Below are 23,175 nucleotides of genomic sequence, written 5' to 3' on the forward strand. Positions count from 1 at the left end.
CGGCTGGTATTCCTTCGTTCGAGTTGTTCTGGTCCCCCGTCAGGGGCACCAAAGCGTGGCGCACGGGGAACCTGGCGCGAGCGCAACAGGGCTCTTCGCGAGTCCCGAGGATCCTCGTGGGGTTCGTGCCCGCCGGCCACTCCAGATGGGGGCGCCGCGGCGTGCACGGATGGTTCGGTTGCCCGAACACAACGACAAAGACTAGTGGTAGACCATGGGGCGGGTCAAAAGAGCGACCCGGGGCCCCTGGCCATGACTAGCCGAAGAACGTTGGGACCCACCCTACCCTGCCGCGGCCCAGCGCCCAATTCGAGGAGCAACCGGACGCCGCGGGCCCGGCCCGCACTCCCCCGGCCCGGACGCGAGGGGGCCCCGCACACCTGCGTGCGCGGGGCCCCCCTCGACCTCGAATCAGGTCAGCTGAAGTCACCCAGGTCGAAGTCGTCGCTCGGCATGACCGGCGCGGTGCCGGCGATGTCGTAGTCGTACGGGTCGTAGCTGAGGTCGTACGCCGCGGCGCGGGCCTCGGCGGTCGGCTCCACCCGGATGTTGCGGTAGCGGTCGAGACCGGTACCGGCCGGGATCAGCTTGCCCAGGATGACGTTCTCCTTGAGGCCGACCAGGGAGTCCGACTTGGCCTGGATGGCCGCGTCGGTCAGGACCTTGGTCGTCTCCTGGAAGGACGCCGCCGACAGCCAGCTCTCGGTGGCCAGCGACGCCTTGGTGATGCCCATGAGGACCGGGCGGCCCTGCGCCGGGGTGCGACCCTCGGTGAGCGCCTTGCGGTTCTCGGACTCGAACAGGCTCCGGTCGACCAGGTCACCCGGGAGGATGGCCGTGTCGCCCGACTCGATGACCGTCACCCGGCGCAGCATCTGGCGGATGATGATCTCGATGTGCTTGTCGTGGATCGGCGCGCCCTGCGTCGCGTACACCGCCTGGACCTCGGCCACGAGGTGCTCCTGCACCCGGCGGAGTCCGTTGACGCGCAGGATGTCCTGCGGGTCGAGCGTGCCCGCCCACAGCTGCTGGCCGGCCTCGACGTGGTCGCCGTCGCCGATGGAGTGCTTCACCATCGACGCGTCCTCCCACTCCAGGCGCACGCGGCGCGGCAGCGGGTACTCCAGGTCCTCCTCGCCGTCGTCGCGGACGATGACCAGCTTGCGCGTGCGGTCCCCGTCCTCGATGCGGACGCGGCCGGCGGCCTCGGCGATCGGGGCCTTGCCCTTGGGCGTCCGGGCCTCGAAGAGCTCACCGACACGCGGCAGGCCCTGCGTGATGTCGTCACCGGCCACACCACCGGTGTGGAAGGTGCGCATCGTCAGCTGGGTGCCGGGCTCACCGATGGACTGGGCGGCGACGATACCGACGGCCTCGCCCACGTCGACCAGCTTGCCGGAGGCCAGCGAACGGCCGTAGCACATGGCGCAGGTGCCCAGGGCCGACTGGCAGGTCAGCACGGAGCGCACCTTGACCTCGGTGATGCCCGCCTCGATGAGGCGGGTGATCTCGACGTCACCCAGGTCGACGCCCGCGGAGAGCAGGACCTCGCCCTTGGCGTCGGTCACGTCGGAGGCCAGCGTCCGCGCGTAGACCGAGGTCTCCACGTTGTACGCCGGGCCCGTGCGGCCGCCGCGAGCGGTCGCGACGATGGCCTTGGTCAGGCCGCGCTCGGTGCCACAGTCCTCCTCGCGGATGATGACGTCCTGGGACACGTCGACCAGACGACGGGTCAGGTAACCCGAGTCGGCCGTGCGGAGCGCCGTGTCCGCCTGGCCCTTGCGGCCACCGTGCGTCGAGATGAAGTACTCCAGGACGGAGAGGCCCTCACGGAAGTTCGACTTGATCGGCCGGGCGATGATCTCGCCCTTCGGGTTGGCCACCAGGCCACGCATGGCGGCGATCTGGCGCATCTGGGTCATGTTCCCTCGGGCGCCGGAGTTCACCATCATGAAGATCGGGTTGTCGGTGGTGAAGTTCTCCTCCATCGCCGCGGTCAGCTCGGCGGTGGCGTCGGTCCACAGCTGGACGAGCTCCTGCTGGCGCTCCTCCTCCGTGACCTTGCCGCGCTCGAACTGGCGGGTGATCTTCGTCGCCCGCGCGTCGTAGGACGCCAAGATCTCCGGCTTGGACGCCGGGGTCTGGATGTCGGAGATCGACACGGTGACGCCCGAGCGGGTCGCCCAGCGGAAGCCGATGTCCTTGAGGCGGTCGAGCGTGCGGGCCACGTCCACCTTCTGGTAGCGCTCGGCCATGTCGTTGACGATCTGGCCCAGCTGCTTCTTGCCCACCGTGGAGTTCACGTACGGGTAGTCGGCCGGCAGGGCCTCGTTGAACAGCGCGCGACCCAGCGTGGTCTCGAGCATGTACGAGCCGTCCTCGCGGGCCTCGACCCCCACCGGCGGCTCGAGGCCGACGATACGGATGTTGATCAGCGAGTTGATCTTGATCTCGCCCCGGTCGAAGGCCATGTAGGCCTCGTCCTTGCTGACGAACGTGCGGCCCTCACCCGGCTGGCCCTCGCGGACCGAGGTCAGGAAGTAGTGGCCGATGATCATGTCCTGCGTGGGCAGGGTGACCGGGCGGCCGTCGGCCGGCTTCAGGATGTTGTTGGTCGACAGCATCAGGATGCGCGCCTCGGCCTGGGCCTCGGCGGACAGCGGCAGGTGCACGGCCATCTGGTCACCGTCGAAGTCGGCGTTGAAGGCGGTGCAGACGAGCGGGTGCAGCTGGATGGCCTTGCCCTCGATCAGCTGGGGCTCGAACGCCTGGATTCCGAGGCGGTGCAGCGTGGGTGCACGGTTCAGCAGCACCGGGTGCTCCTGGATGACCTCTTCGAGGACGTCCCACACCACGGGGCGCTGGCGCTCGACCATGCGCTTGGCCGACTTGATGTTCTGGGCCAGGTTCAGGTCGTCCAGGCGCTTCATGACGAAGGGCTTGAACAGCTCCAGCGCCATGTTCTTCGGCAGGCCGCACTGGTGCAGCTTGAGCTGCGGACCGACGACGATGACCGAACGGCCCGAGTAGTCGACGCGCTTGCCCAGCAGGTTCTGGCGGAACCGGCCCTGCTTGCCCTTCAGCATGTCCGAGATGGACTTCAGCGGGCGGTTGCCGGGTCCGGTGACCGGACGCCCACGGCGTCCGTTGTCGAACAGCGAGTCGACGGCCTCCTGCAGCATCCGCTTCTCGTTGTTCACGATGATCTCGGGCGCACCCAGGTCGAGGAGGCGCTTGAGGCGGTTGTTGCGGTTGATGACGCGGCGGTACAGGTCGTTGAGGTCGGAGGTCGCGAAGCGGCCACCGTCGAGCTGCACCATCGGGCGCAGGTCCGGCGGGATGACCGGGACGGCGTCCAGCACCATGCCCGTGGGGCTGTTGGTGGTGGTCAGGAACGCCGACACGACCTTCAGGCGCTTCAGCGCACGGGTCTTGCGCTGGCCCTTGCCGGTCTGGATGATCTCGCGGAGGCGCTCGGCCTCGCCCTCGAGGTCGAAGTCGGCGAGGCGACGCTTGATCGCCTCGGCCCCCATGAAGCCCTCGAAGTATTTGCCGAAGCGGCTCTTCATCTCGCGGTACAGGATCTCGTCGCCCTCGAGGTCCTGGACCTTCAGGCCCTTGAACCGGGCCCAGACGGCGTCGAGGCGGTCGAGTTCGCGCTGGGCGCGGTCGCGCACCATCTTGACCTCGCGCTCGCCCACGTCGCGGACGCGCTTCTTCTGGTCGGCCTTGGCACCCTCGGCCTCCAGGGACGCGACGTCCTCCTCGATCTTCTGCATGCGCGCCTCGATGTCGGCGTCGCGGCGGTTCGCGATCTGCTTGCGCTCGACCTCGACCTTGCCCTCGAGGGAGGTCAGGTCGCGGTGGCGGGCGTCCTCGTCGACCGAGGTGATCATGTACGCGGCGAAGTAGATGACCTTCTCCAGGTCCTTCGGCGCGACGTCGAGCAGGTAGCCCAAGCGGCTCGGGACACCCTTGAAGTACCAGATGTGGGTGACCGGCGCGGCCAGCTCGATGTGGCCCATGCGCTCGCGGCGCACGTTCGAGCGGGTGACCTCGACGCCACAGCGCTCGCAGATGATGCCCTTGAAGCGCACGCGCTTGTACTTGCCGCAGTAGCACTCCCAGTCACGGGTGGGGCCGAAGATCTTCTCGCAGAAGAGGCCGTCACGCTCGGGCTTGAGGGTGCGGTAGTTGATCGTCTCGGGCTTCTTGACCTCGCCGTGGCTCCACTCGCGGATCTGGTCCGCCGTGGCCAGCCCGATGCGCAGCTCGTCGTAGAAGTTGACGTCCAGCACGTTTCTTCCTTCTCTCCCCTACCGGGGGATTTTCTGTTCAGACCAGTGGCCGCTGGTCCGGACGGTCCCGCCCGAGGCGCCTCGCGCGGGGGGTGCAGGGTGCGATCCCTGCGGGGTGGGCGGACGCCGTGGGTGCACCCGCGGCGTCCGCTTGGTCGGGTCGGTCAGACCTCTTCGATGTCGGCGAACGAGTCGGCACCCGGGCGACGGCTCAGGTCGATCCCGAACTCGTCGGCGCGGTGGTAGTCGTCCTCGGAGTCCTTGAGCTCGACGACCGTGCCGTCGGAGCTGAGCACCTCCACGTTCAGGCAGAGGGACTTCATCTCCTTCACGAGCACCTTGAACGACTCGGGGATGCCGGGCTCGGGGATGTTCTCGCCCTTGACGATCGCCTCGTAGACCTTCACGCGGCCGGGGACGTCGTCGGACTTGATGGTGAGGAGCTCCTGCAGCGCCCAGGCGGCGCCGTAGGCCTCCATCGCCCACACCTCCATCTCACCGAAGCGCTGGCCACCGAACTGCGCCTTACCACCCAGCGGCTGCTGCGTGATCATCGAGTACGGGCCCGTGGAGCGCGCGTGGATCTTGTCGTCCACGAGGTGGTGCAGCTTCAGCATGTAGATGTAGCCGACACCCACGCGCTCGGGGTAGGGCTCGCCGGAGCGGCCGTCGAACAGCTGCGCCTTGCCACCGGCGTCGACGAGGCGGAGCCCGTCGCGCTGCGGCAGGCCGTGCTCGAGCAGGCCGGCGATCTCACGCTCGTTGGCGCCGTCAAACACCGGGGTCGCCACGTTGGTCTGCGGCTCGACCCGGGAGAGGCCGACGTCCTTGAGGCGCTTGGCCCAGGGCTCGTCGACGCCCTCGATGTCCCAGCCGGAGTGCGCGATCCAGCCCAGGTGCGTCTCCAGGACCTGGCCGACGTTCATACGGCTCGGCACACCCAGCGGGTTGAGCACGATGTCGACCGGCGTCCCGTCCTCGAGGAACGGCATGTCCTCGACGGGCAGGATCTTCGAGATCACGCCCTTGTTGCCGTGGCGTCCGGCGAGCTTGTCGCCGTCGGAGATCTTGCGCTTCTGCGCGACGTAGACGCGGACCAGCTGGTTCACGCCCGGGGGCAGCTCGTCGCCCTCGTCGCGGTCGAAGACGCGGACGCCGATGACCGTACCGGTCTCGCCGTGCGGCACCTTCATCGAGGTGTCGCGGACCTCGCGGGCCTTCTCGCCGAAGATGGCGCGCAGCAGGCGCTCCTCGGGGGTCAGCTCGGTCTCGCCCTTGGGGGTCACCTTGCCGACGAGGATGTCGCCGGTGCCCACCTCGGCGCCGATGCGGACGATGCCGCGCTCGTCGAGGTCGGCCAGCATGTCGTCACCCACGTTGGGGATGTCGCGCGTGATCTCCTCCGGACCCAGCTTGGTGTCGCGGGCGTCGATCTCGTGCTCCTCGATGTGGATCGAGGTGAGGATGTCGTCCTGGACCATGCGCTGGCTCAGGATGATGGCGTCCTCGTAGTTGTGGCCCTCCCACGGCATGAACGCGACCAGCAGGTTGCGGCCCAGTGCCATCTCGCCGTTGTCGGTGCAGGCACCGTCGGCCAGCGGGGTGCCGACCTCGACGCGGTCACCGTCGGTGACCAGCGGGCGCTGGTTGATGCAGGTGGTCTGGTTCGAGCGGACGAACTTGCTCAACCGGTAGCTGGTCTGCGTGCCGTCGTCGTTCATCACGTCGATGATGTCGCCGGACACGGCGGTGACCACACCGGCCTTGTTGGCCACGGTGACCTCGCCGGCGTCGACCGCACCGCGGTACTCCATGCCGGTGCCCACGTAGGGGGCCTCGTTGCGGAGCAGCGGGACGGCCTGGCGCTGCATGTTCGCGCCCATCAGGGCACGCGACGCGTCGTCGTGCTCGAGGAACGGGATCAGCGCGGTGGCCACCGACACCATCTGGCGCGGCGAGACGTCCATGTAGTGCACGTCCTCGGCCGGGACCTCGTCGGCGTCACCGTGCTTCACGCGGACCAGGACGCGGTCCTCGATGAACCGGCCGTCCGCGTCGATCAGGGCGTTGGCCTGGGCGACGATGTAGCGGTCCTCCTCGTCGGCGGTCAGGTAGTCGATCTGGTCGGTGACCCGGCCGTTCTCGACCTTGCGGTACGGGGTCTCGATGAACCCGAAGGCGTTGACCCGGGCGAAGGACGCCAGCGACCCGATGAGGCCGATGTTCGGGCCCTCAGGGGTCTCGATGGGGCACATGCGACCGTAGTGCGAGGGGTGGACGTCACGGACCTCCATGCCCGCGCGGTCACGGGACAGACCACCGGGGCCCAGGGCGTTGAGGCGACGCTTGTGCGTCAGGCCGGCCAGCGGGTTGTTCTGGTCCATGAACTGCGACAGCTGCGAGGTGCCGAAGAACTCCTTCAGCGCCGCCACGACGGGACGGATGTTGATCAGCGTCTGCGGCGTGATCGCCTCGATGTCCTGCGTCGTCATGCGGTCGCGGACGGTGCGCTCGAGGCGGCCCAGACCGATGCGGAGCTGGTTCTGGATCAGCTCGCCCACCGTGCGGAGGCGGCGGTTGCCGAAGTGGTCGATGTCGTCGGTCTCGACCGGCTCGTCACCCAGCGTCTCCTTGCCCTCGTGCAGCGCCACGACGTAGCGGATGGCCGAGACGATGTCCTCCATCGTCAGCACCTGCTGGTCGAACGGCAGCTCCAGGCCGAGCTTCTTGTTGATCTTGTAGCGACCGACCTTGGCAAGGTCGTAGCGCTTGCCGTTGAAGTAGTAGTTGTCGAGCATCGCCTGCGCCGCCTCGCGCGTCGGCGGCTCGCCCGGGCGCAGCTTGCGGTAGATGTCGAGCAGGGCCTCGTCGGTGTTGGCCGTGTTGTCCTTCTCGAGGGTCAGGCGCATCGACTCGTAGTCGCCGAACTCCTCCAGGATCTGCTCGTTCGTCCAGCCCAGGGCCTTGAGCAGCACGGTGACGTTCTGCTTGCGCTTGCGGTCGACACGGACGCCGACCATGTCGCGCTTGTCCACCTCGAACTCGAGCCACGCACCACGGCTGGGGATGATCTTGCAGGTGAAGATGTCCTTGTCGGACGTCTTGTCGGGGGTCTGCTCGAAGTAGACACCCGGGCTGCGGACCAACTGCGAGACGACGACGCGCTCGGTGCCGTTGATGACGAAGGTGCCCTTGTCGGTCATGAGCGGGAAGTCGCCCATGAACACGGTCTGGCTCTTGATCTCACCGGTCTCGTTGTTCACGAACTCGGCGGTGACGAACAGCGGCGCCGAGTAGGTGACGTCGCGGTCCTTGCACTCCTCCACGGTGTACTTCGGGTCCTCGAAACGGTGGTCGCGGAAGCTCAGCGACATCGTCTCGGACAGGTCCTCGATCGGGGAGATCTCCTCGAAGATCTCCTCCAGACCGGACTTCGTGTTGATGTCGGTCCGTCCCTGCTCGAGCGCGTCGGCCACCCGCTGGCGCCACACGTCGTTGCCGACGAGCCAGTCGAAGGAGTCGACCTGCAGGTCGAGGAGGTTCGGGACTTCCATGGGCTCATGGATCTTCGCGAACGAGATCCGGCCACTGCTGGAAACGACGTTGGTGTTCTTCGACGCAGTGCGCGAGACGGCCAAGGGTATGGTCCTTCCAAAAAGAAACCCGGCTGAAGGTTCTTTGCATGCAAAACGCCCCGCGTCAACTCGCCACGGGTCGTCAAATGGGGCAAAGCCTGATACTAGCCCGCCGGAGCAAGCCACGCAAGTTGGGGGCGCGCAGCCGTCCCACCCTCCGAGCGGCACCCTTGCCGTCCGAGGTGGACGCGCACAGCATAGCCAAACCCGGGCCTCCGGACGACCATCGGCGAGGCCGTGTCGGGTGGACGCCGGGCCGGGCCCGCGGCGTCCACCATCAGCCCTTGTCAGGCCGCGTACAGTGGCCGCCATGCTCGTGCTCGTGCCCGCCTTCGAGCCCGACGACCGTCTCGTCCGGCTCGTCGAGGACCTGCGCCAGCACCTGCCCGAGGCCCGGGTCCTGGTGGTCGACGACGGCTCGGGTCCCGCCCACGAGGCCTTCTTCTCCGACGCCGCGGCCGCCGGGGCGCAGGTGCTGACGCAACCGGAGAACCGGGGCAAGGGCGCGGCGCTGAAGCTGGGGTTCGCCTGGGCCGCCGAGCACGCACCCGGGTCCCCGGTCGCGACGGCCGACTGCGACGGTCAGCACACCCCGGTGGACATCGCCCGGGTGGCGGAGCGCGTCCGACCACGGACCATGGTGCTGGGTGGGCGCCGGTTCACCGGGGACGTCCCACTGAGCAGCAAGGTCGGCAACGCGATCTCCCGCTGGGTCTTCCGGGCGGTGACGGGGACGCCGGTGCACGACACCCAGACCGGGCTTCGCGGCTTCGCCGCCGACCTGCTGCCCTGGCTCCAGGAGGTCGAGGGCGAACGCTTCGAGTACGAGTTCAACCTGCTGCTCCAGGCGCGGCGGGCGGGTGTGCGCGTGGTGGAGATCCCGATCGCGACCGTCTACCTCGACGAGAACGAGTCCTCGCACTTCCGGCCCCTGCAGGATTCCCTGCGGATCTACGTGCCCCTGGCCCGGGTCGCAGGGTCGTCCCTGGCCGGCTTCGCGGCCCTGCTGGCGTTCGTGGCGCTGGCCGGGCGGCGCATCGGTGCGGGGCGGCCACCGCGGCCGTGAACCCCGGGCATGGCACAGGGCCCGCGGGACGAATCCCACGGGCCCTGCGTGGCGCGTCGATCGAGGATCGACGCACGGGGTCACTTGATGGTGACGGTGGCGCCGGCAGCCTCGAGCTGCTCCTTGGCCTTGGCGGCCGCGTCGCGGGCGACCTTCTCCAGGATCGGCTTCGGGGCGGCCTCGACCAGGTCCTTGGCCTCCTTGAGACCGAGGGACGTGAGGGCTCGCACCTCCTTGATGACCTGGATCTTCTTGTCGCCGGCCGACTCGAGGATGACGTCGACCTCGGAGGCCTCCTCCTCCTCGGCGGCGGCCTCGCCACCACCGGCACCGGCCGGGGCAGCGGCGGCGACGGCCACGGGGGCGGCCGCGGTGACGCCGAAGGCGTCCTCGAACTGCTTCACGAACTCGGAGAGCTCGATCAGGGTCATCTCCTTGAAGGCCTCAAGGAGCTCGTCGTTGGTGAGCTTCGCCATGTCTGTGGCTTCCTTTCCATTACTCCGCGGACTCGGCCGCGGTGTCGTCTGCCTCGGCAGCGGGCGCTGCCTCGGGTGCCGAGGCAGCCTCGGCGGTGTCGGGCTTCTGGTCTTCGGCGGGAGCGGCCTGGCCGGCGCCACCGATGAGGGACGGGTTCTCCCCCGCCGCAGCCTCCAGCGCGCCCAGGACGCGAGCGGCCTGGGAGAGCGGGGCGGCGATGAGGTAGACGGCCTTGCTCAGGTTGGCCTGCATGGCCCCCGCGAGCTTGGCCAGGAGGACCTCGCGCGACTCAAGGTCGGCGAGCTTCTTGACCGCGTTGGCGTCGAGGACGCGACCGTCCATGACACCACCCTTGATGACCAGAAGCGGGTTGTCCTTCGCGAAGTCGCGCAGACCCTTCGCAACGGTGGCAACGTCACCGTTGATGAAGGCGATCGCCGTCGGGCCGGTGAGCTGCTCGTCGAGCCCCTCAATTCCGGCTTCCTTGGCAGCGATCTGGGTCAGAGTGTTCTTCGCGACGGCGTACGTGGCGTCCTCACCGAGAGCGCGGCGCAGGGCCTTGATGCTCTTGACGGTGAGACCGCGGTACTCGGTCAGCACAGTGGCGTTCGACGCGCTGAAGGCTTCCTTCAGCTCCTCGACCGCGGCTGCCTTGTCCGGCCTCGCCATGGGTCTCCTTCCCACTTCTTGTAGTCAGGCCCAAGACATGGAAAAACCCCGGGCGCAAGCGCACGGGGCAAACGCTGTGAACAGCGATTCGATCGTGACACCTGCGCGGGATTTGCACTCACCCGAGGGCGAGACACCAGCGGTCTTCGGCTTCAGGGGATAACTCTACCGGCTCTGGTCCCGATCGCGAAATCGGCGGCCGGCTCGGCCCCCGCGCGGCCGCTGGGACGCGATCGTCATGGAGTAAGGCGGTCGAAACCATCCTCCTGACTGGGTTGCGCACCGCAGGACGCCGCGGAGAGAGTCAACGCCATCCACGTGCATGGCTGCGTCCGCCGGACGTCCAGGCACTGATGAGCCGGCAACCAGCTGTCCTAGGGATTCATTTCTCGCCGGAAATAGAGAAGAGCCCGCACCTGGTGGTGTGGGCCCTTCTTGGGTCACCCCCTTTTTGGGGGGTGTGTTCGGCGGTGTCCTACTCTCCCACACCCCCTCGGGTGCAGTACCATCGGCGCTGCAAGGCTTAGCTTCCGGGTTCGGAATGGGACCGGGCGTTTCCCTTGCGCAATGGCCACCGAAACATTCTTGTGTTGTCGTCCCACACCTGGGGTGTGGGGGATGATCCCAATGTTTGTTGTTTGGGATATCGTACAGTGGACGCGAGCAGAGCTCAAATAGTCATCTTGTGGTTGCTTGTCTTGTTTGGTGGTGTGACAAGCCCTCGGCCTATTAGTACCAGTCAGCTCCACACATTGCTGTGCTTCCACGTCTGGCCTATCAACCCCATGGTCTGTAGGGGGCCTTACCCACTCAATGGTGGTGAGAGTCCTCATCTTGAAGCGTGCTTCCCGCTTAGATGCTTTCAGCGGTTATCATTTCCCAACGTAGCCAACCAGCCGTGCCCTTGGCAGGACAACTGGCACACCAGAGGTTGGTCCGTCCCGGTCCTCTCGTACTAAGGACAGCCCTTCTCAAGACTCTAACGCGCGCAGCGGATAGGGACCGAACTGTCTCACGACGTTCTAAACCCAGCTCGCGTGCCGCTTTAATGGGCGAACAGCCCAACCCTTGGGACCGACTCCAGCCCCAGGATGCGACGAGCCGACATCGAGGTGCCAAACCATGCCGTCGCTATGGACGCTCGGGCAAGATCAGCCTGTTATCCCCGGGGTACCTTTTATCCGTTGAGTGACGGCGCTTCCACACGCCACCGTCAGATCACTAGTCCCGACTTTCGTCCCTGCTCGACATGTCTGTCTCGCAGTCAAGCTCCCTTGTGCACTTACACTCGACACCTGATTGCCAACCAGGCTGAGGGAACCTTTGGGCGCCTCCGTTACCTTTTGGGAGGCGACCGCCCCAGTCAAACTACCCATCAGGCACTGTCCCTGGACCCGATCAGGGTCCGAGGTTAGATAACCAGAACGACCAGAGTGGTATTTCAACGATGACTCCACCCCCACTGGCGTGGCGGCTTCACAGTCTCCCACCTATCCTACACAAGTCGTACCGATCACCAATACCAAACTATAGTAAAGGTCCCGGGGTCTTTCCGTCCTGCTGCGCGTAACGAGCATCTTTACTCGTAGTGCAATTTCGCCGAGTTCGTGGTGGAGACAGCGCCCAAATCGTTACTCCATTCGTGCAGGTCGGAACTTACCCGACAAGGAATTTCGCTACCTTAGGATGGTTATAGTTACCACCGCCGTTTACTGGGGCTTAAGTTCACCGCTTCGCTTGCGCTAACAGTTCCCCTTAACCTTCCAGCACCGGGCAGGAGTCAGTCCGTATACATCGTCTTTCAACTTCGCACGGACCTGTGTTTTTAGTAAACAGTCGCTTGGGCCTGGTCTCTGCGACCCTCACCGCTGCCCCCAGCTAGTGGGTTGACGGATCAGGTCCCCCTTATCCCGAAGTTACGGGGGTATTTTGCCGAGTTCCTTCACCACGATTCTCTCGATCGCCTTGGTATTCTCTACCTATCCACCTGTGTCGGTTTGGGGTACGGGCGGCTCACAACTCGCTCACGAAGCTTTTCTAGGCAGCATAGGATCACCCACACCACCACCGAAGTGGCAGTGCCATCACGTCTCAGCCTGAACAGCACGCGGATTTGCCTACGTGCCGGCCTACGCGCTTAGCCCACGACAACCATCGCGTGGGATGGGCTACCTTCCTGCGTCCCTCCGCAGCTTGCCTACTACCGGATCAGGTCACAGACTCAACCACCCAACACCCCGAAGGATGTACGAGTGGCCTCGCGTGCTTAGTATCACCGGCCTCGGCACGGGCGTTGCTTCGCCGGTACCAGAATATCAACTGGTTGTCCATCGACTACGCCTGTCGGCCTCGCCTTAGGTCCCGACTTACCCAGGGCAGATTAGCTTGACCCTGGAACCCTTGGATATTCGGCGGACGGGTTTCCCACCCGTCATTCGCTACTCATGCCTGCATTCTCACTCGTGTGCACTCCACACCCGGTCACCCTGATGCTTCACCACACACACGACGCTCCCCTACCCACCCACACACCTGGACTCACGTCAGGTACACGTGTGAATGCCACAGCTTCGGCGGACTGCTTGAGCCCCGCTACATTGTCGGCGCAGAATCACTTGACCAGTGAGCTATTACGCACTCTTTCAAGGATGGCTGCTTCCAAGCCAACCTCCTGGTTGTCTTCGCAACTCCACATCCTTTTCCACTTAGCAGTCCCTTAGGGGCCTTAGCTGATGATCTGGGCTGTTTCCCTCTCGACTATGAAGCTTATCCCCCACAGTCTCACTGCCGCCCTTCACTTACCGGCATTCGGAGTTTGGCTGATTTCGGTAAGCTTGTGGGCCCCCTAGACCATCCAGTGCTCTACCTCCGGCAAGAAACAGGCGACGCTGCACCTAAATGCATTTCGGGGAGAACCAGCTATCACGAAGTTTGATTGGCCTTTCACCCCTATCCACAGCTCATCCCCTCGGTTTTCAACCCAAGTGGGTTCGGGCCTCCACGACGTCTTACCGTCGCTTCACCCTGGCCATGGATAGATCACTTCGCTTCGGGTCCAGACCCGGCGACTCAAACGCCCTATTCGGACTCGCTTTCGCTACGGCTCCCCCACACGGGTTAACCTCGCCACCGAGCACTGACTCGCAGGCTCATTCTTCAAAAGGCACGCCGTCACCCCATTGCAGGGCTCCGACGGATTGTAGGCGACCGGTTTCAGGTACTATTTCACTCCCCTCCCGGGGTACTTTTCACCTTTCCCTCACGGTACTTGTCCGCTATCGGTCATCAAGGAGTATTTAGGCTTGACGGGTGGTCCCGCCAGATTCACACAGAATTTCAGGGGTTCCGTGCTACTTGGGGTAACGACCACGAGGGGAACACATACGCCTACACGGCTATCACGCACTCTGGCCAACCATCCCAGGCTGTTCAGCTTCGCATTCCCTTTATCACTCGCCGGGAGACCAGCAGCTCTCCCAGGTCGGCCCCACAACCCCCAGCATGCAACGCCTGCCAGCTATCACACACACCAGGTTTGGCCTGTTCCGCTTTCGCTCGCCACTACTCACGGAATCACAATTGTTTTCTCTTCCTGTGGGTACTGAGATGTTTCACTTCCCCACGTTCCCTCCAACACCCCTATACATTCAGGATGAGGTCGCCGGACACAACTCCGGACATTCGAGGTTTCCCTATTCGGAGATCCACGGATCAAAGCTCGTTTACCAGCTCCCCATGGCTTATCGCAGGTTACAACGTCCTTCATCGGCTCTTGATGCCAAGGCATCCACCGATCGCCCTTAGTAGCTTGTCACCAAATCAAAACGATCAACAACAAAATAAACTACAAAAGATGCTCGCGTCCACTATACAATTCTCAAACAACAAACAAACACCAACCAACACACACCCCCACAGGAGCGCGCACCGCCTGGCGTCATCGTGTTGCGACCCCACCACCATCGTGGCGGAAGCCCCAGAACCCAACAACGTGCCACCGCCCCCACCAGCACCCACACCCCACCCGTTCCACACCAACCCCACAAGGGAGGAGGCAGTACTAGACACGAAGCATGAGTCCCAACCAGGAACTCGGCCAATACCATCCACATCAGTCACCCCAACCACCCACGACACGAACGGCCGTGAAAGCAGCAGACCCCCAGCAGTGACGCCGGTAGGCACGAGGGCTCCCTAGAAAGGAGGTGATCCAGCCGCACCTTCCGGTACGGCTACCTTGTTACGACTTAGTCCTAATTACCGATCCCACCTTCGACGGCTCCCCCCACAAGGGTTGGGCCACCGGCTTCGGGTGTTACCGACTTTCATGACTTGACGGGCGGTGTGTACAAGGCCCGGGAACGTATTCACCGCAGCAATGCTGATCTGCGATTACTAGCGACTCCGACTTCATGGGGTCGAGTTGCAGACCCCAATCCGAACTGAGACTGGCTTTACGTGATTCGCTCACCCTCACAGGATCGCAACACTTTGTACCAGCCATTGTAGCATGCGTGAAGCCCTGGACATAAGGGGCATGATGACTTGACGTCATCCCCACCTTCCTCCGAGTTGACCCCGGCAGTCTCCCATGAGTTCCCGGCATAACCCGCTGGCAACATAGGACGAGGGTTGCGCTCGTTGCGGGACTTAACCCAACATCTCACGACACGAGCTGACGACAGCCATGCACCACCTGCACACCAGCCCGAAGGAAACAACATCTCTGCTGTCGTCTGGTGCATGTCAAACCCAGGTAAGGTTCTTCGCGTTGCATCGAATTAATCCGCATGCTCCGCCGCTTGTGCGGGCCCCCGTCAATTCCTTTGAGTTTTAGCCTTGCGGCCGTACTCCCCAGGCGGGGCACTTAATGCGTTAGCTACGGCACGGAGAACGTGGAAGTCCCCCACACCTAGTGCCCACCGTTTACGGCGTGGACTACCAGGGTATCTAAGCCTGTTTGCTCCCCACGCTTTCGCTCCTCAGCGTCAGGAAATGTCCAGAGAACCGCCTTCGCCACCGGTGTTCCTCCTGATATCTGCGCATTCCACCGCTCCACCAGGAATTCCGTTCTCCCCTACATCCCTCAAGTCTGCCCGTATCGAAAGCAAGCACACAGTTAAGCTGCGTGTTTTCACTCCCGACGCAACAAACCACCTACGAGCTCTTTACGCCCAATAAATCCGGACAACGCTCGCACCCTACGTATCACCGCGGCTGCTGGCACGTAGTTAGCCGGTGCTTCTTCTCCAGGTACCGTCAAATTCGCCCCTGGTGAAAGCGGTTTACAACCCGAAGGCCGTCATCCCGCACGCGGCGTTGCTGCATCAGACTTCCGTCCATTGTGCAATATTCCCCACTGCTGCCTCCCGTAGGAGTCTGGGCCGTATCTCAGTCCCAGTGTGGCCGGTCGCCCTCTCAGGCCGGCTACCCGTCAAAGCCTTGGTAGGCCATTACCCCACCAACAAGCTGATAGGCCGCGAGCCCATCCCCCACCGAAAAAACTTTCCACCAACCACCATGCGATAGAAGGTGTACATGCGGTATTAGCTGAAGTTTCCCACAGTTATCCCCCAGTGAAGGGCAGGTTGCTCACGTGTTACTCACCCGTTCGCCACTAACCACCAAAACCGAAGCAAAGGTGATCCGTTCGACTTGCATGTGTTAAGCACGCCGCCAGCGTTCGTCCTGAGCCAGGATCAAACTCTCCATCGAAAAAATAGAAAGCAAACCCCAACCAAATAGGTTAGTTCATACTCATCTCAAAGAAACCACCCACCACAAGTGGGCGGCAACGAGGACACACAAGAAACCAAAAGGTTCAAGTGTGCAAAACAACAACCAACAACCATCCAAAAACAGTTGAAGGTCACTGGCATTGACCTAAGCACGCTGTTGAGTTCTCAAACTTCCGACACACACTCCGAGACCCGGATCCTTGCGGCTCCTGGGGCCCGTAGGGCACTCGTCCAACTTTAGGGAGTTCGTGTTCCCGAGTCAAATCGGCTGTTCTTGCTCCCCGTGAGACCCGTCGCTCGACCGACTCGCTTCCGCGAGAAGGCTGTCATCGATGAGTTTCGCTGGTCCTGCAGAGGCGGTCCGGCTGAGCCGTTCCGTCCCCCCAAGGCTTGGTGTACATTACGCGCCCCGGAGGGCAAGGTCAAATCGAGCTGTCGCCCTGACGGCAACCGCGGCAACGGCGTCCGGACAAGGGCGCCAGCTTCACGAGCGAGGGGCCCCGTCCTGGTGGACGGGGCCCCTCAGAGCGTTCGGCTCGCCGGTCAGTTGGCGGCCTCGTCAGCGCTGGGCTTGGTGCGCTGCGGGTCCACGGCCACGCCGGGGCCCATGGTCGAGGCGATGGTGACCTTCTTGAGGTAACGACCCTTCGCGGCGGACGGCTTGAGGCGCATGACCTCGTCCAGGGCCGCGAAGTAGTTCTCCTTGAGCTGCTCGGCGGAGAACGACGCCTTGCCCACGATGAAGTGGAGGTTGGCGTGACGGTCGACGCGGAACTCGATCTTGCCGCCCTTGATGTCCGTGACCGCCTTGGCGACGTCCATGGTCACCGTGCCGGTCTTCGGGTTCGGCATGAGGCCGCGCGGGCCGAGCACGCGGCCCAGCTTGCCGACCTTGCCCATCAGGTCGGGGGTGGCGACGACGGCGTCGAAGTCGAGGTAGCCGCCGGCCACCTTCTCGATCAGCTCGTCGGCGCCGATCTCGTCGGCCCCCGCCTCCTCGGCGGCGGCTGCCCTCTCACCGGTGGCGAAGACGAGGACCCGTGCCGTCTTGCCCGTACCGTTGGGGAGGTTCACCGTGCCACGGACCATCTGGTCCGCCTTGCGGGGGTCGACGCCGAGGCGCATCGCGACCTCGATCGTCTCGTCGAACTTGGCGGACGCACCGGCCTTGGCCAGGGCGAGCGCCTCCTCCGGGGTGTAGAGCTGCGCGGCGTCGATCGTCTCGGCCGTCGCGCGGTAAGCCTTGCTGCGCTTCATGTCTGGTTCCTTTCACGTCAGCCCTCGTGGGGCTGCTACCAGGTTGTGGTGCGGGCCGCGCAGGCCCTGCCACGGTGGGGAGGGGTCAGCCCTCGACGGTCACGCCCATGGAACGAGCGGTGCCCTCGACGATCTTCATCGCGGCGTCCACGTCGTTGGCGTTGAGGTCGGGGAGCTTGGTGTTGGCGATCTCGCGGACCTGGTCCTTCGTGATCTTGCCGACCTTGTCCTTGTTCGGCTTGGCCGAACCCGACTTGAGGCCGGCGGCCTTCTTGATCAGCTCGGCGGCCGGCGGCGTCTTCGTGATGAAGCTGAACGTGCGGTCCTCGTAGATCGTGATCTCGACGGGGATGACGTTGCCGCGCATGGACTCCGTCGCAGCGTTGTACGCCTTGCAGAACTCCATGATGTTGACGCCGTGCGGACCGAGGGCGGTACCGACCGGCGGGGCAGGGGTAGCCGCGCCCGCGTTCAAGGCAACCTTGACGAGCGCCGCCACCTTCTTCTTGGGAGGCATGTTGGGTCCTTATTGCTTCGTGGCACGGCCGGGACGCCGCGCCTGAGTTGGTGTTGCTGCCCGGGGTGACCCGGGCGATACGAACGCCCTCGCGTCAGTCCTTCTGGACCTGGGCGAAGGTGAGGTCCACGGGGGTCTCCCGCCCCAGGATCTCGACCAGTGCCTTGAGGCGCTGGTGGTTCGCATTGATCTCGGTGATGGTCGCGTGGACGCCCGAGAAGGGGCCCTGGACCACCATGACGGAGTCGCCCACCTTGAAGTCGGCGACCTCGACCTTCTTCTTCTTCGGCGTGGTCGGGCCGGACGCCGCGGCGTTGGCCTTCGCGATCGCCGCCGGGGCGAGCATCTTGACGACCTCGTCGATCGACAGCGGCACCGGCTGGCTGGCGTGCGCGACGAAGCCCGTCACGGACGGCGTCTGCCGGACCGCGGACCACGAGGCGTCCGTCAGCTCCATGCGCACCAGGACGTAGCCGGGCAGCACGGTGCGGGTGACGGTCTTGCGGGTGCCGTTGCGGGTCTCGACGACCTCCTCGGTCGGCACCACGGACTCGAAGATGAAGTCCTCCATGCCCAGCGTCTGGATGCGGGCGTCGAGGTTATGCTTCACCCGGTTCTCCATGCCGGAGTAGGTGTGGATGACGTACCAGTCACCGAACTCGCCGGACAGCCGCTCGCGCAGCTCGGCGACCACGGCCTCGTCGTCGGAGCCGCCGGCCTCGTCGGCCGCGGGCTCCTCGTCCTCGTCCTCGCCGAGGTTGAGCACGATGTCGTCGTCGGCGTCGGTGTCGTCGCCGAAGTCGAGGTTCAGCTCCACGTCCTCGGGAGTGATGTCCTCGATCGGACCGAGGTCGATCTCGACCTCGTCCGCGGTCACATCCTTGTCGTTCTCAGCCATGCGTCTCTCGTACCTTCCGTCTAACCCTCGCCGAACAGCTTCAGCATCACCCAGCCGAAGCCGAGGTCGAGCAACCCAACGTACGTGATGACGATCAGCACGAACACCAGGACGGCCCAGAAGTACTGCTGGACCTGGCTCCACGTCGGCCAGACGACCTTCTTCAGTTCCTCGACCGACTCGCCCACGAACTGCACCGGGCCGGCCGGCTTGTCGGCGACGGCCTGGGCGCTGCGGCGGCGGGCCGGGGTCGGCGCCCCCTTCGCTGCGGTGGTGGCGACGGCTGCCGACTTGCGCACCGGACGCGAGCTGCGCGCCTTCTGGGCGACGCTCTCGGCGGCGGCGAGCTGGGCGGGGTCGTCCACCTCGACGGTGTCGTCATCGGCGGGGACGGGCGCCTCGTCGGCGGCCTCCAGTTCCTCGGCCTCGGTCTCGTCCGCCGCAACCTCGTAGGGCTCCGGCTCGACCAGGTCCTCACCCAACAGCTCGCCGGGGAGGTTCTGGGGGTCGTCAGGGTTCGCCACGGACTCGCGGGAGTCATCGTTGGGTGCCACTGCACAACCTCACATCTGCTGATCGTTCGCCTTCCGGGCCCCGATGGGCCCAGCAGGGCAAGAGGGACTCGAACCCCCAACCTGCGGTTTTGGAGACCGCTGCTCTGCCAATTGAGCTATTGCCCTTTCAGTGGTTCCCACCCTACTGCGCACCCCAGGGAGGCATGCCCGAGCAGTGGTCAGTTCCACCAAGACGGAAAGTGTACGGGTTTTCGCCCCACGCGTCGAACCGGCCCGTCAACCGGCTCACGGGGCCGGATCGAGGGCGACCCCGACGAACACCGGCTCGGGCACGAGCGTGACCCCGAAGCGGTCCCGGACGCCGTCGCGCACCTCGCGCGCCAGCCCCACGATGTCGGACGCCGTGGCGCCCCCGCGGTTGGTCAGGGCGAGCGTGTGCTTGGTCGACAGGGTCGCCGGGGGCGTCCCGTACCCCTTGCCGAAGCCCGCCCGCTCGATCAGCCAGGCGGCGCTGGACTTGACCAGGCCCTCGCCCGCGGGGAACCGCGGGGCGTCCTCGGGGAGGAGGGCGGCGTCCGCCTCGGTGACGACCGGGTTGGTGAAGAAGGAACCGGCGCTCCACGTGTCGTGGTCGGCGGCGTCCAGCACCATGCCCTTGCCCCGGCGCAGCTCGAGCACCGTGGCGCGCACGTCGGTCATCGGGGCACGCTCCCCCTGCTCGACGCCGAGGCGCCGGGCAAGCTCGGCGTACCGGATCGGCGCGCCCAGGCTGCCCTGCAGGAACTGGAAGGTCACCGACACCACCACATAGCGGCCCGGTTCGGCCTTGAATCGGCTGTGCCGGTAGGAGAAGTCGCAGTCGGCGTTCGCGAAGGTGCGGTACTGCCGGGTGCTGCGGTCCCAGGTGCGGACGCTCCAGATGGTCTGGGCGACCTCCTGGCCGTACGCACCGACGTTCTGGATGGGGGTCGACCCCACGGCGCCCGGGATGCCCGAGAGCGCCTCGACGCCGATGTAGCCGCGGGCGACGGTCCAGGCGACGAAGTAGTCCCAGTTCTCCCCGGCCTGGACCTCGACGAGCATGCCGCCGCAGGACGCGGCGTCCTCGATGCCACCGGTTGCGTCGGCGTCGATCTCGCAGAAGGAGCCGCCGTCGTCGGAGATCCCCTTCGTGGCCACGTGCACGACGACCCCGTCGAAGCCGGCGTCGGCGACGACGACGTTGGACCCGCCGGAGAGGACGAGGACGGGCTCACCCGCGGCGTCCGCCTCGGAGACCGCGGCGACGAGCTCGTCAGTGGTGGTGGCCTCCACCCAGCGACGGGCGGGGCCGCCGACGCGCAGGGTGGTGTGGTCGGCGAGCAGCTCAGTCAAGGCGCACCTCGGCGGTGGCCGACCCCAGCACCTTGGTCTCGCCGAGCAGGGCGTCGATCGCGATGGTGGCGATGCCGTCGGCGATAGCCTTCACGGTGCCGGTGACCTGGACCTCGACGCCGGTGTCGTCGTCGGGAACGGGCACGGGCTTGGTGAACCGGACGCCGTAGGCCACGACACGCTCGGGGTCGCCCACCCAGTCGGTGACGACGCGGAGGGCGCGGCCCATGGTGAGCATGCCGTGGGCGATGACCGACTCGAGGTTGAGGCGGGCCGCGGACCGGTCGGACCAGTGGATCGGGTTGAAGTCGCCCGACGCGCCGGCGTAGCGGACGAGGTCGGCGCGGGTGAAGACCAGGGTCAGCGGGGGCAGCTGGGTGCCGACCTCGGGGGCGTGGAAGTCCGTCATGCCGTCGCCTCCTGCGGCCAGGTGTGGAGCAGCGTCGAGATGGCGTGGCACAGGGTCTCACCCGCAACGTCCAGGGCGACGGAGACCGTGACGAACGCGGTGTTGCCGCGGGCGCGCACCTTGTCGATCGACAGGGTGGCGGTCACGGCGTCGCCGGCGCGCAGCTGCCGGGCCCACTCGAAGCGCTGGTCGGCGTGGATCGTCTGGGAGAGCTTCATGTCCAGCTCGGCGTCACCGAACAGGTTGCCCCACGCCTTCGCTGCCAGCACGGCGGCGAAGGTCGGCGGGGCCACCGGGGACTCGCCGCGGTAGGCCGGGTTGTCGTCCCCCAACGCGTCGGCGAACTCGGCGATCTTCTCGCGGCTCACCAGGTACGGCTCCGTGGGCGGGTACGTGCGCCCCACGTGTGCGTCGCTGATCATGGTCGCAGGCTATCGCGTGCGACTAGGTTGTCGCCGTGAGCCTGCGGTTGCTGTTCGTGTCGATGCACACCTCCCCCGCCTCCTCGCCGGGCGCCGGCGACGCGGGCGGGATGAACGTCGTCGAGCTGCACCAGGCGCAGGCCCTGGCCGCCCTGGGCCACACCGTCGACATCGTGACGCGGCGCTCGGCGCCCGACCAGCCGGACGTGACGGACCTGGGCGGGGGCGTCCGGCTGCTGCACGTCACGGCGGGGCCGGAGGGCGACCTCGCCAAGAGCGCCATCGACGCCCACATCGGCGCGTTCTCGGCCGGGCTGGCGGCACTCGGGCCCTACGACCTGGTGCAGTCGCACCACTGGATGTCGGGGGTCGCCGCGATCCCCGTGGCGCGGGCGTGGGACGTCGCGCACGTGCAGAGCTTCCACTCGGTCGCGGCCCATCCGGGTTCGCCGCTGTCGGAGGGCGAGCCGCCCGAGTCGGGCGCACGCGTGGCCGGCGAGGCGCTCATCGCGCGCGAGTCGGACGCCATCATCGCGGTCTCCACCGCCGAGGCCCGCACGGTCGTGGAGCGCTGCGGCGCCGACCCGGCGCGCGTGGTCGTCATCCCGCCCGGGGTCGACCTGGACGTGTTCCGGCCGGCGGGGCCGGGCGAGCGGAGTCCGGCGTGCCCGTGGTGCGGCTCGCGGGCCGGCTACGTGCTGATGGCCGCCCGGCTGCAGCCGCTGAAGGGCGGCGACCTGGCGATCCGGGCGATGGCCGAACTGCCGGCGTCCGTGCGCCCCGACCTGGTGGTGGCCGGCGACGTCAGCCACGACTTCGCCGACTACCGCGCCGAGGTGGAGGCCCTGATCGACGAGCTCGGCATGCGCAACCACGTGCACTTCGTCGGCGCCCAGTCGCGGTCCGACCTCGCCGCGCTGATGCGGCACAGCCAGGCGCTGCTGGTCCCCTCGCACTCGGAGACCTTCGGGCTGGTCGCGCTCGAGGGCGCGGCGTCCGGGGTGCCGGTGCTGGCCTCGTCGACCGGCGGGCTGCGGGAGGTGGTCGTCCACGAGGAGACCGGCTACCTGATGCAGGACCGCGACCCCGCCCGGTGGGGGCGCTGCCTGTCGGAGCTCCTCGCCAACGAACCGCTGCGCGCCCGCATGGGCGTCATCGCCCGCGTGCACGCGCGCCGGTTCGCGTGGGGCGACATCGGCGTCCGGCTGGGGGCGGCCTACGAGCGGATCGCGGCCGCGCACCGGGCCTGAACTCCCTGAAGCACACGGAGAACGGGCCGCCCCAGCAGGGACGGCCCGTTCTCGAAGAATCAGGTCAGCGGGTCTCGCGGTGCGCGGTGTGCTTCTTGCACTTGAAGCAGAACTTCTTCAGCTCGAGGCGGTCGGGGTCGTTGCGCTTGTTCTTCTTGGTGATGTAGTTGCGCTCCTTGCACTCGGTGCAGGCGAGCGTGATCTTCGGGCGGATGTCGCCGGACTTCTTGGCCATGACAGCCCTCCTTGAACTCGAAACTACGAACGATCGGTAGCGGAGACGGGACTCGAACCCGTGACACAGCGATTATGAGCCGCTTGCTCTACCACCTGAGCTACCCCGCCGACAGCCGTCGGCGGACCGGCGACCAGAGCCCCCATGCGGAATCGAACCGCAGACCTTCTCCTTACCATGGAGACGCTCTGCCTACTGAGCTATAGGGGCCAGACAGCGGAGAACAACCTACAACAGGTGCGGGCCGTTCCCCAAATCGGTGCCGCTCGGACGCCGGGGCGTCCGGAAGCACCAAGGCCCGGCATCAGCCGGGCCCTGTGGCAGGTGAAGGATTCGAACCTTCGAAGGCATTGCCGACGGTTTTACAGACCGCTCCCTTTGGCCGCTCGGGCAACCTGCCATGCTGATTGCTCAG

Annotated in this window: 14 protein-coding genes, 4 tRNA genes and 3 rRNA genes; 2 read left to right on the forward strand and 19 right to left on the reverse strand. The window is 65.9% G+C overall.

The window, feature by feature from the left end:
- Positions 1-416: 416 nt before the first annotated feature.
- Positions 417-4,298, reverse strand: coding sequence for a DNA-directed RNA polymerase subunit beta' (locus J4N02_RS12315; RefSeq protein ID WP_188333156.1), 3,882 nt, complete (start codon positions 4,296-4,298; stop codon positions 417-419).
- Positions 4,299-4,462: 164 nt separating this feature from the next.
- Positions 4,463-7,936 carry a DNA-directed RNA polymerase subunit beta gene (gene rpoB, locus J4N02_RS12320; protein ID WP_188333157.1) on the reverse strand — a complete coding sequence of 1,158 codons (3,474 nt, stop codon included), beginning with the start codon at positions 7,934-7,936 and terminating at the stop codon, positions 4,463-4,465.
- A 307-nt stretch (positions 7,937-8,243) separates the two neighbouring features.
- On the opposite strand from rpoB, the gene J4N02_RS12325 reads away from it, so the two are divergent.
- Positions 8,244-8,999 carry a glycosyltransferase family 2 protein gene (locus tag J4N02_RS12325; protein ID WP_188333158.1) on the forward strand — a complete coding sequence of 252 codons (756 nt, stop codon included), beginning with the start codon at positions 8,244-8,246 and terminating at the stop codon, positions 8,997-8,999.
- Between the two features lie 80 nt (positions 9,000-9,079).
- Here J4N02_RS12325 and rplL read toward each other — a convergent pair whose 3' ends face one another.
- The 13 genes from rplL to J4N02_RS12390 form a co-directional block, all read right to left on the reverse strand.
- Positions 9,080-9,475: a 50S ribosomal protein L7/L12 gene (gene rplL / locus J4N02_RS12330; protein WP_188333159.1), complete on the reverse strand. Its 396-nt coding sequence runs from the start codon at positions 9,473-9,475 to the stop codon at positions 9,080-9,082.
- Positions 9,476-9,494: 19 nt separating this feature from the next.
- Positions 9,495-10,145, reverse strand: a complete 651-nt coding sequence (gene rplJ / locus J4N02_RS12335) for a 50S ribosomal protein L10 (RefSeq protein ID WP_188333160.1) — start codon at positions 10,143-10,145, stop codon at positions 9,495-9,497.
- Positions 10,146-10,607: 462 nt separating this feature from the next.
- Positions 10,608-10,724: ribosomal RNA gene (gene rrf, locus J4N02_RS12340) — 5S ribosomal RNA — on the reverse strand.
- Positions 10,725-10,854: 130 nt separating this feature from the next.
- Positions 10,855-13,959: ribosomal RNA gene (locus J4N02_RS12345) — 23S ribosomal RNA — on the reverse strand.
- A 384-nt stretch (positions 13,960-14,343) separates the two neighbouring features.
- A 16S ribosomal RNA gene (locus tag J4N02_RS12350) occupies positions 14,344-15,860 on the reverse strand.
- The 16S, 23S and 5S rRNA genes sit together here, the layout of an rRNA operon.
- A gap of 566 nt (positions 15,861-16,426) precedes the next feature.
- Positions 16,427-17,140 carry a 50S ribosomal protein L1 gene (rplA, locus tag J4N02_RS12355; protein WP_182815552.1) on the reverse strand — a complete coding sequence of 238 codons (714 nt, stop codon included), beginning with the start codon at positions 17,138-17,140 and terminating at the stop codon, positions 16,427-16,429.
- 85 nt (positions 17,141-17,225) lie between these two features.
- Positions 17,226-17,657 (reverse strand): 50S ribosomal protein L11, encoded by a 432-nt coding sequence (rplK, locus tag J4N02_RS12360; RefSeq protein WP_182815550.1) that lies wholly within the window; start codon positions 17,655-17,657, stop codon positions 17,226-17,228.
- A gap of 94 nt (positions 17,658-17,751) precedes the next feature.
- A complete protein-coding gene (gene nusG, locus J4N02_RS12365; RefSeq protein WP_188332884.1) occupies positions 17,752-18,555 on the reverse strand; it encodes a transcription termination/antitermination protein NusG in 804 nt (267 codons plus the stop codon).
- A gap of 20 nt (positions 18,556-18,575) precedes the next feature.
- Positions 18,576-19,109, reverse strand: coding sequence for a preprotein translocase subunit SecE (gene secE / locus J4N02_RS12370; RefSeq protein ID WP_182815546.1), 534 nt, complete (start codon positions 19,107-19,109; stop codon positions 18,576-18,578).
- Between the two features lie 53 nt (positions 19,110-19,162).
- Positions 19,163-19,235, reverse strand: a tRNA-Trp gene (locus tag J4N02_RS12375).
- Positions 19,236-19,355: 120 nt separating this feature from the next.
- Entirely contained in the window at positions 19,356-20,444 is a 1,089-nt protein-coding gene (locus J4N02_RS12380; RefSeq protein ID WP_188332885.1) for a UDP-N-acetylmuramate dehydrogenase, read from the reverse strand.
- Entirely contained in the window at positions 20,437-20,853 is a 417-nt protein-coding gene (locus J4N02_RS12385; protein WP_182815542.1) for a MaoC/PaaZ C-terminal domain-containing protein, read from the reverse strand. Before J4N02_RS12385 ends, J4N02_RS12380 begins: the two co-directional genes overlap by 8 nt.
- A complete protein-coding gene (locus J4N02_RS12390; RefSeq protein WP_182815540.1) occupies positions 20,850-21,275 on the reverse strand; it encodes a MaoC family dehydratase N-terminal domain-containing protein in 426 nt (141 codons plus the stop codon). The genes J4N02_RS12385 and J4N02_RS12390 overlap by 4 nt, the downstream gene beginning before the upstream one ends.
- 35 nt (positions 21,276-21,310) lie before the next feature.
- Between J4N02_RS12390 and J4N02_RS12395 the strand changes: the two genes are divergently transcribed.
- Complete coding sequence (locus tag J4N02_RS12395) at positions 21,311-22,525, forward strand: glycosyltransferase (protein WP_208090960.1); 1,215 nt, start codon at positions 21,311-21,313, stop codon at positions 22,523-22,525.
- Positions 22,526-22,589: 64 nt separating this feature from the next.
- Here the strand turns inward: J4N02_RS12395 and rpmG are convergent, their stop codons facing one another.
- The 4 genes from rpmG to J4N02_RS12415 all read right to left on the reverse strand — a co-directional run bounded on the left by rpmG (position 22,590) and on the right by J4N02_RS12415 (position 23,160).
- Positions 22,590-22,760: a 50S ribosomal protein L33 gene (rpmG, locus tag J4N02_RS12400; RefSeq protein WP_182815538.1), complete on the reverse strand. Its 171-nt coding sequence runs from the start codon at positions 22,758-22,760 to the stop codon at positions 22,590-22,592.
- 37 nt (positions 22,761-22,797) lie between these two features.
- A tRNA-Met gene (locus tag J4N02_RS12405) sits at positions 22,798-22,870 on the reverse strand.
- 27 nt (positions 22,871-22,897) lie between these two features.
- Positions 22,898-22,970, reverse strand: a tRNA-Thr gene (locus tag J4N02_RS12410).
- Between the two features lie 108 nt (positions 22,971-23,078).
- Positions 23,079-23,160 (reverse strand) — tRNA-Tyr (locus tag J4N02_RS12415).
- Between the last annotated feature and the right edge of the window lie 15 nt (positions 23,161-23,175).

The sequence above is a fragment of the Propioniciclava sp. MC1595 genome (genome assembly GCF_017569205.1).
GTDB lineage: Bacteria > Actinomycetota > Actinomycetes > Propionibacteriales > Propionibacteriaceae > Propioniciclava.

Coding starts and splice junctions, on each gene's coding strand:
- J4N02_RS12325 (WP_188333158.1), top strand. CDS start 8,244: ATGCTCGTGCTCGTGCCCGCCTTCGAGCCCGACGACCGTCTCGTCCGG.
- rplL (WP_188333159.1), bottom strand. CDS start 9,475: ATGGCGAAGCTCACCAACGACGAGCTCCTTGAGGCCTTCAAGGAGATG.
- rplJ (WP_188333160.1), bottom strand. CDS start 10,145: ATGGCGAGGCCGGACAAGGCAGCCGCGGTCGAGGAGCTGAAGGAAGCC.
- rplA (WP_182815552.1), bottom strand. CDS start 17,140: ATGAAGCGCAGCAAGGCTTACCGCGCGACGGCCGAGACGATCGACGCC.
- rplK (WP_182815550.1), bottom strand. CDS start 17,657: ATGCCTCCCAAGAAGAAGGTGGCGGCGCTCGTCAAGGTTGCCTTGAAC.
- nusG (WP_188332884.1), bottom strand. CDS start 18,555: ATGGCTGAGAACGACAAGGATGTGACCGCGGACGAGGTCGAGATCGAC.
- J4N02_RS12385 (WP_182815542.1), bottom strand. CDS start 20,853: ATGACGGACTTCCACGCCCCCGAGGTCGGCACCCAGCTGCCCCCGCTG.
- J4N02_RS12390 (WP_182815540.1), bottom strand. CDS start 21,275: ATGATCAGCGACGCACACGTGGGGCGCACGTACCCGCCCACGGAGCCG.
- rpmG (WP_182815538.1), bottom strand. CDS start 22,760: ATGGCCAAGAAGTCCGGCGACATCCGCCCGAAGATCACGCTCGCCTGC.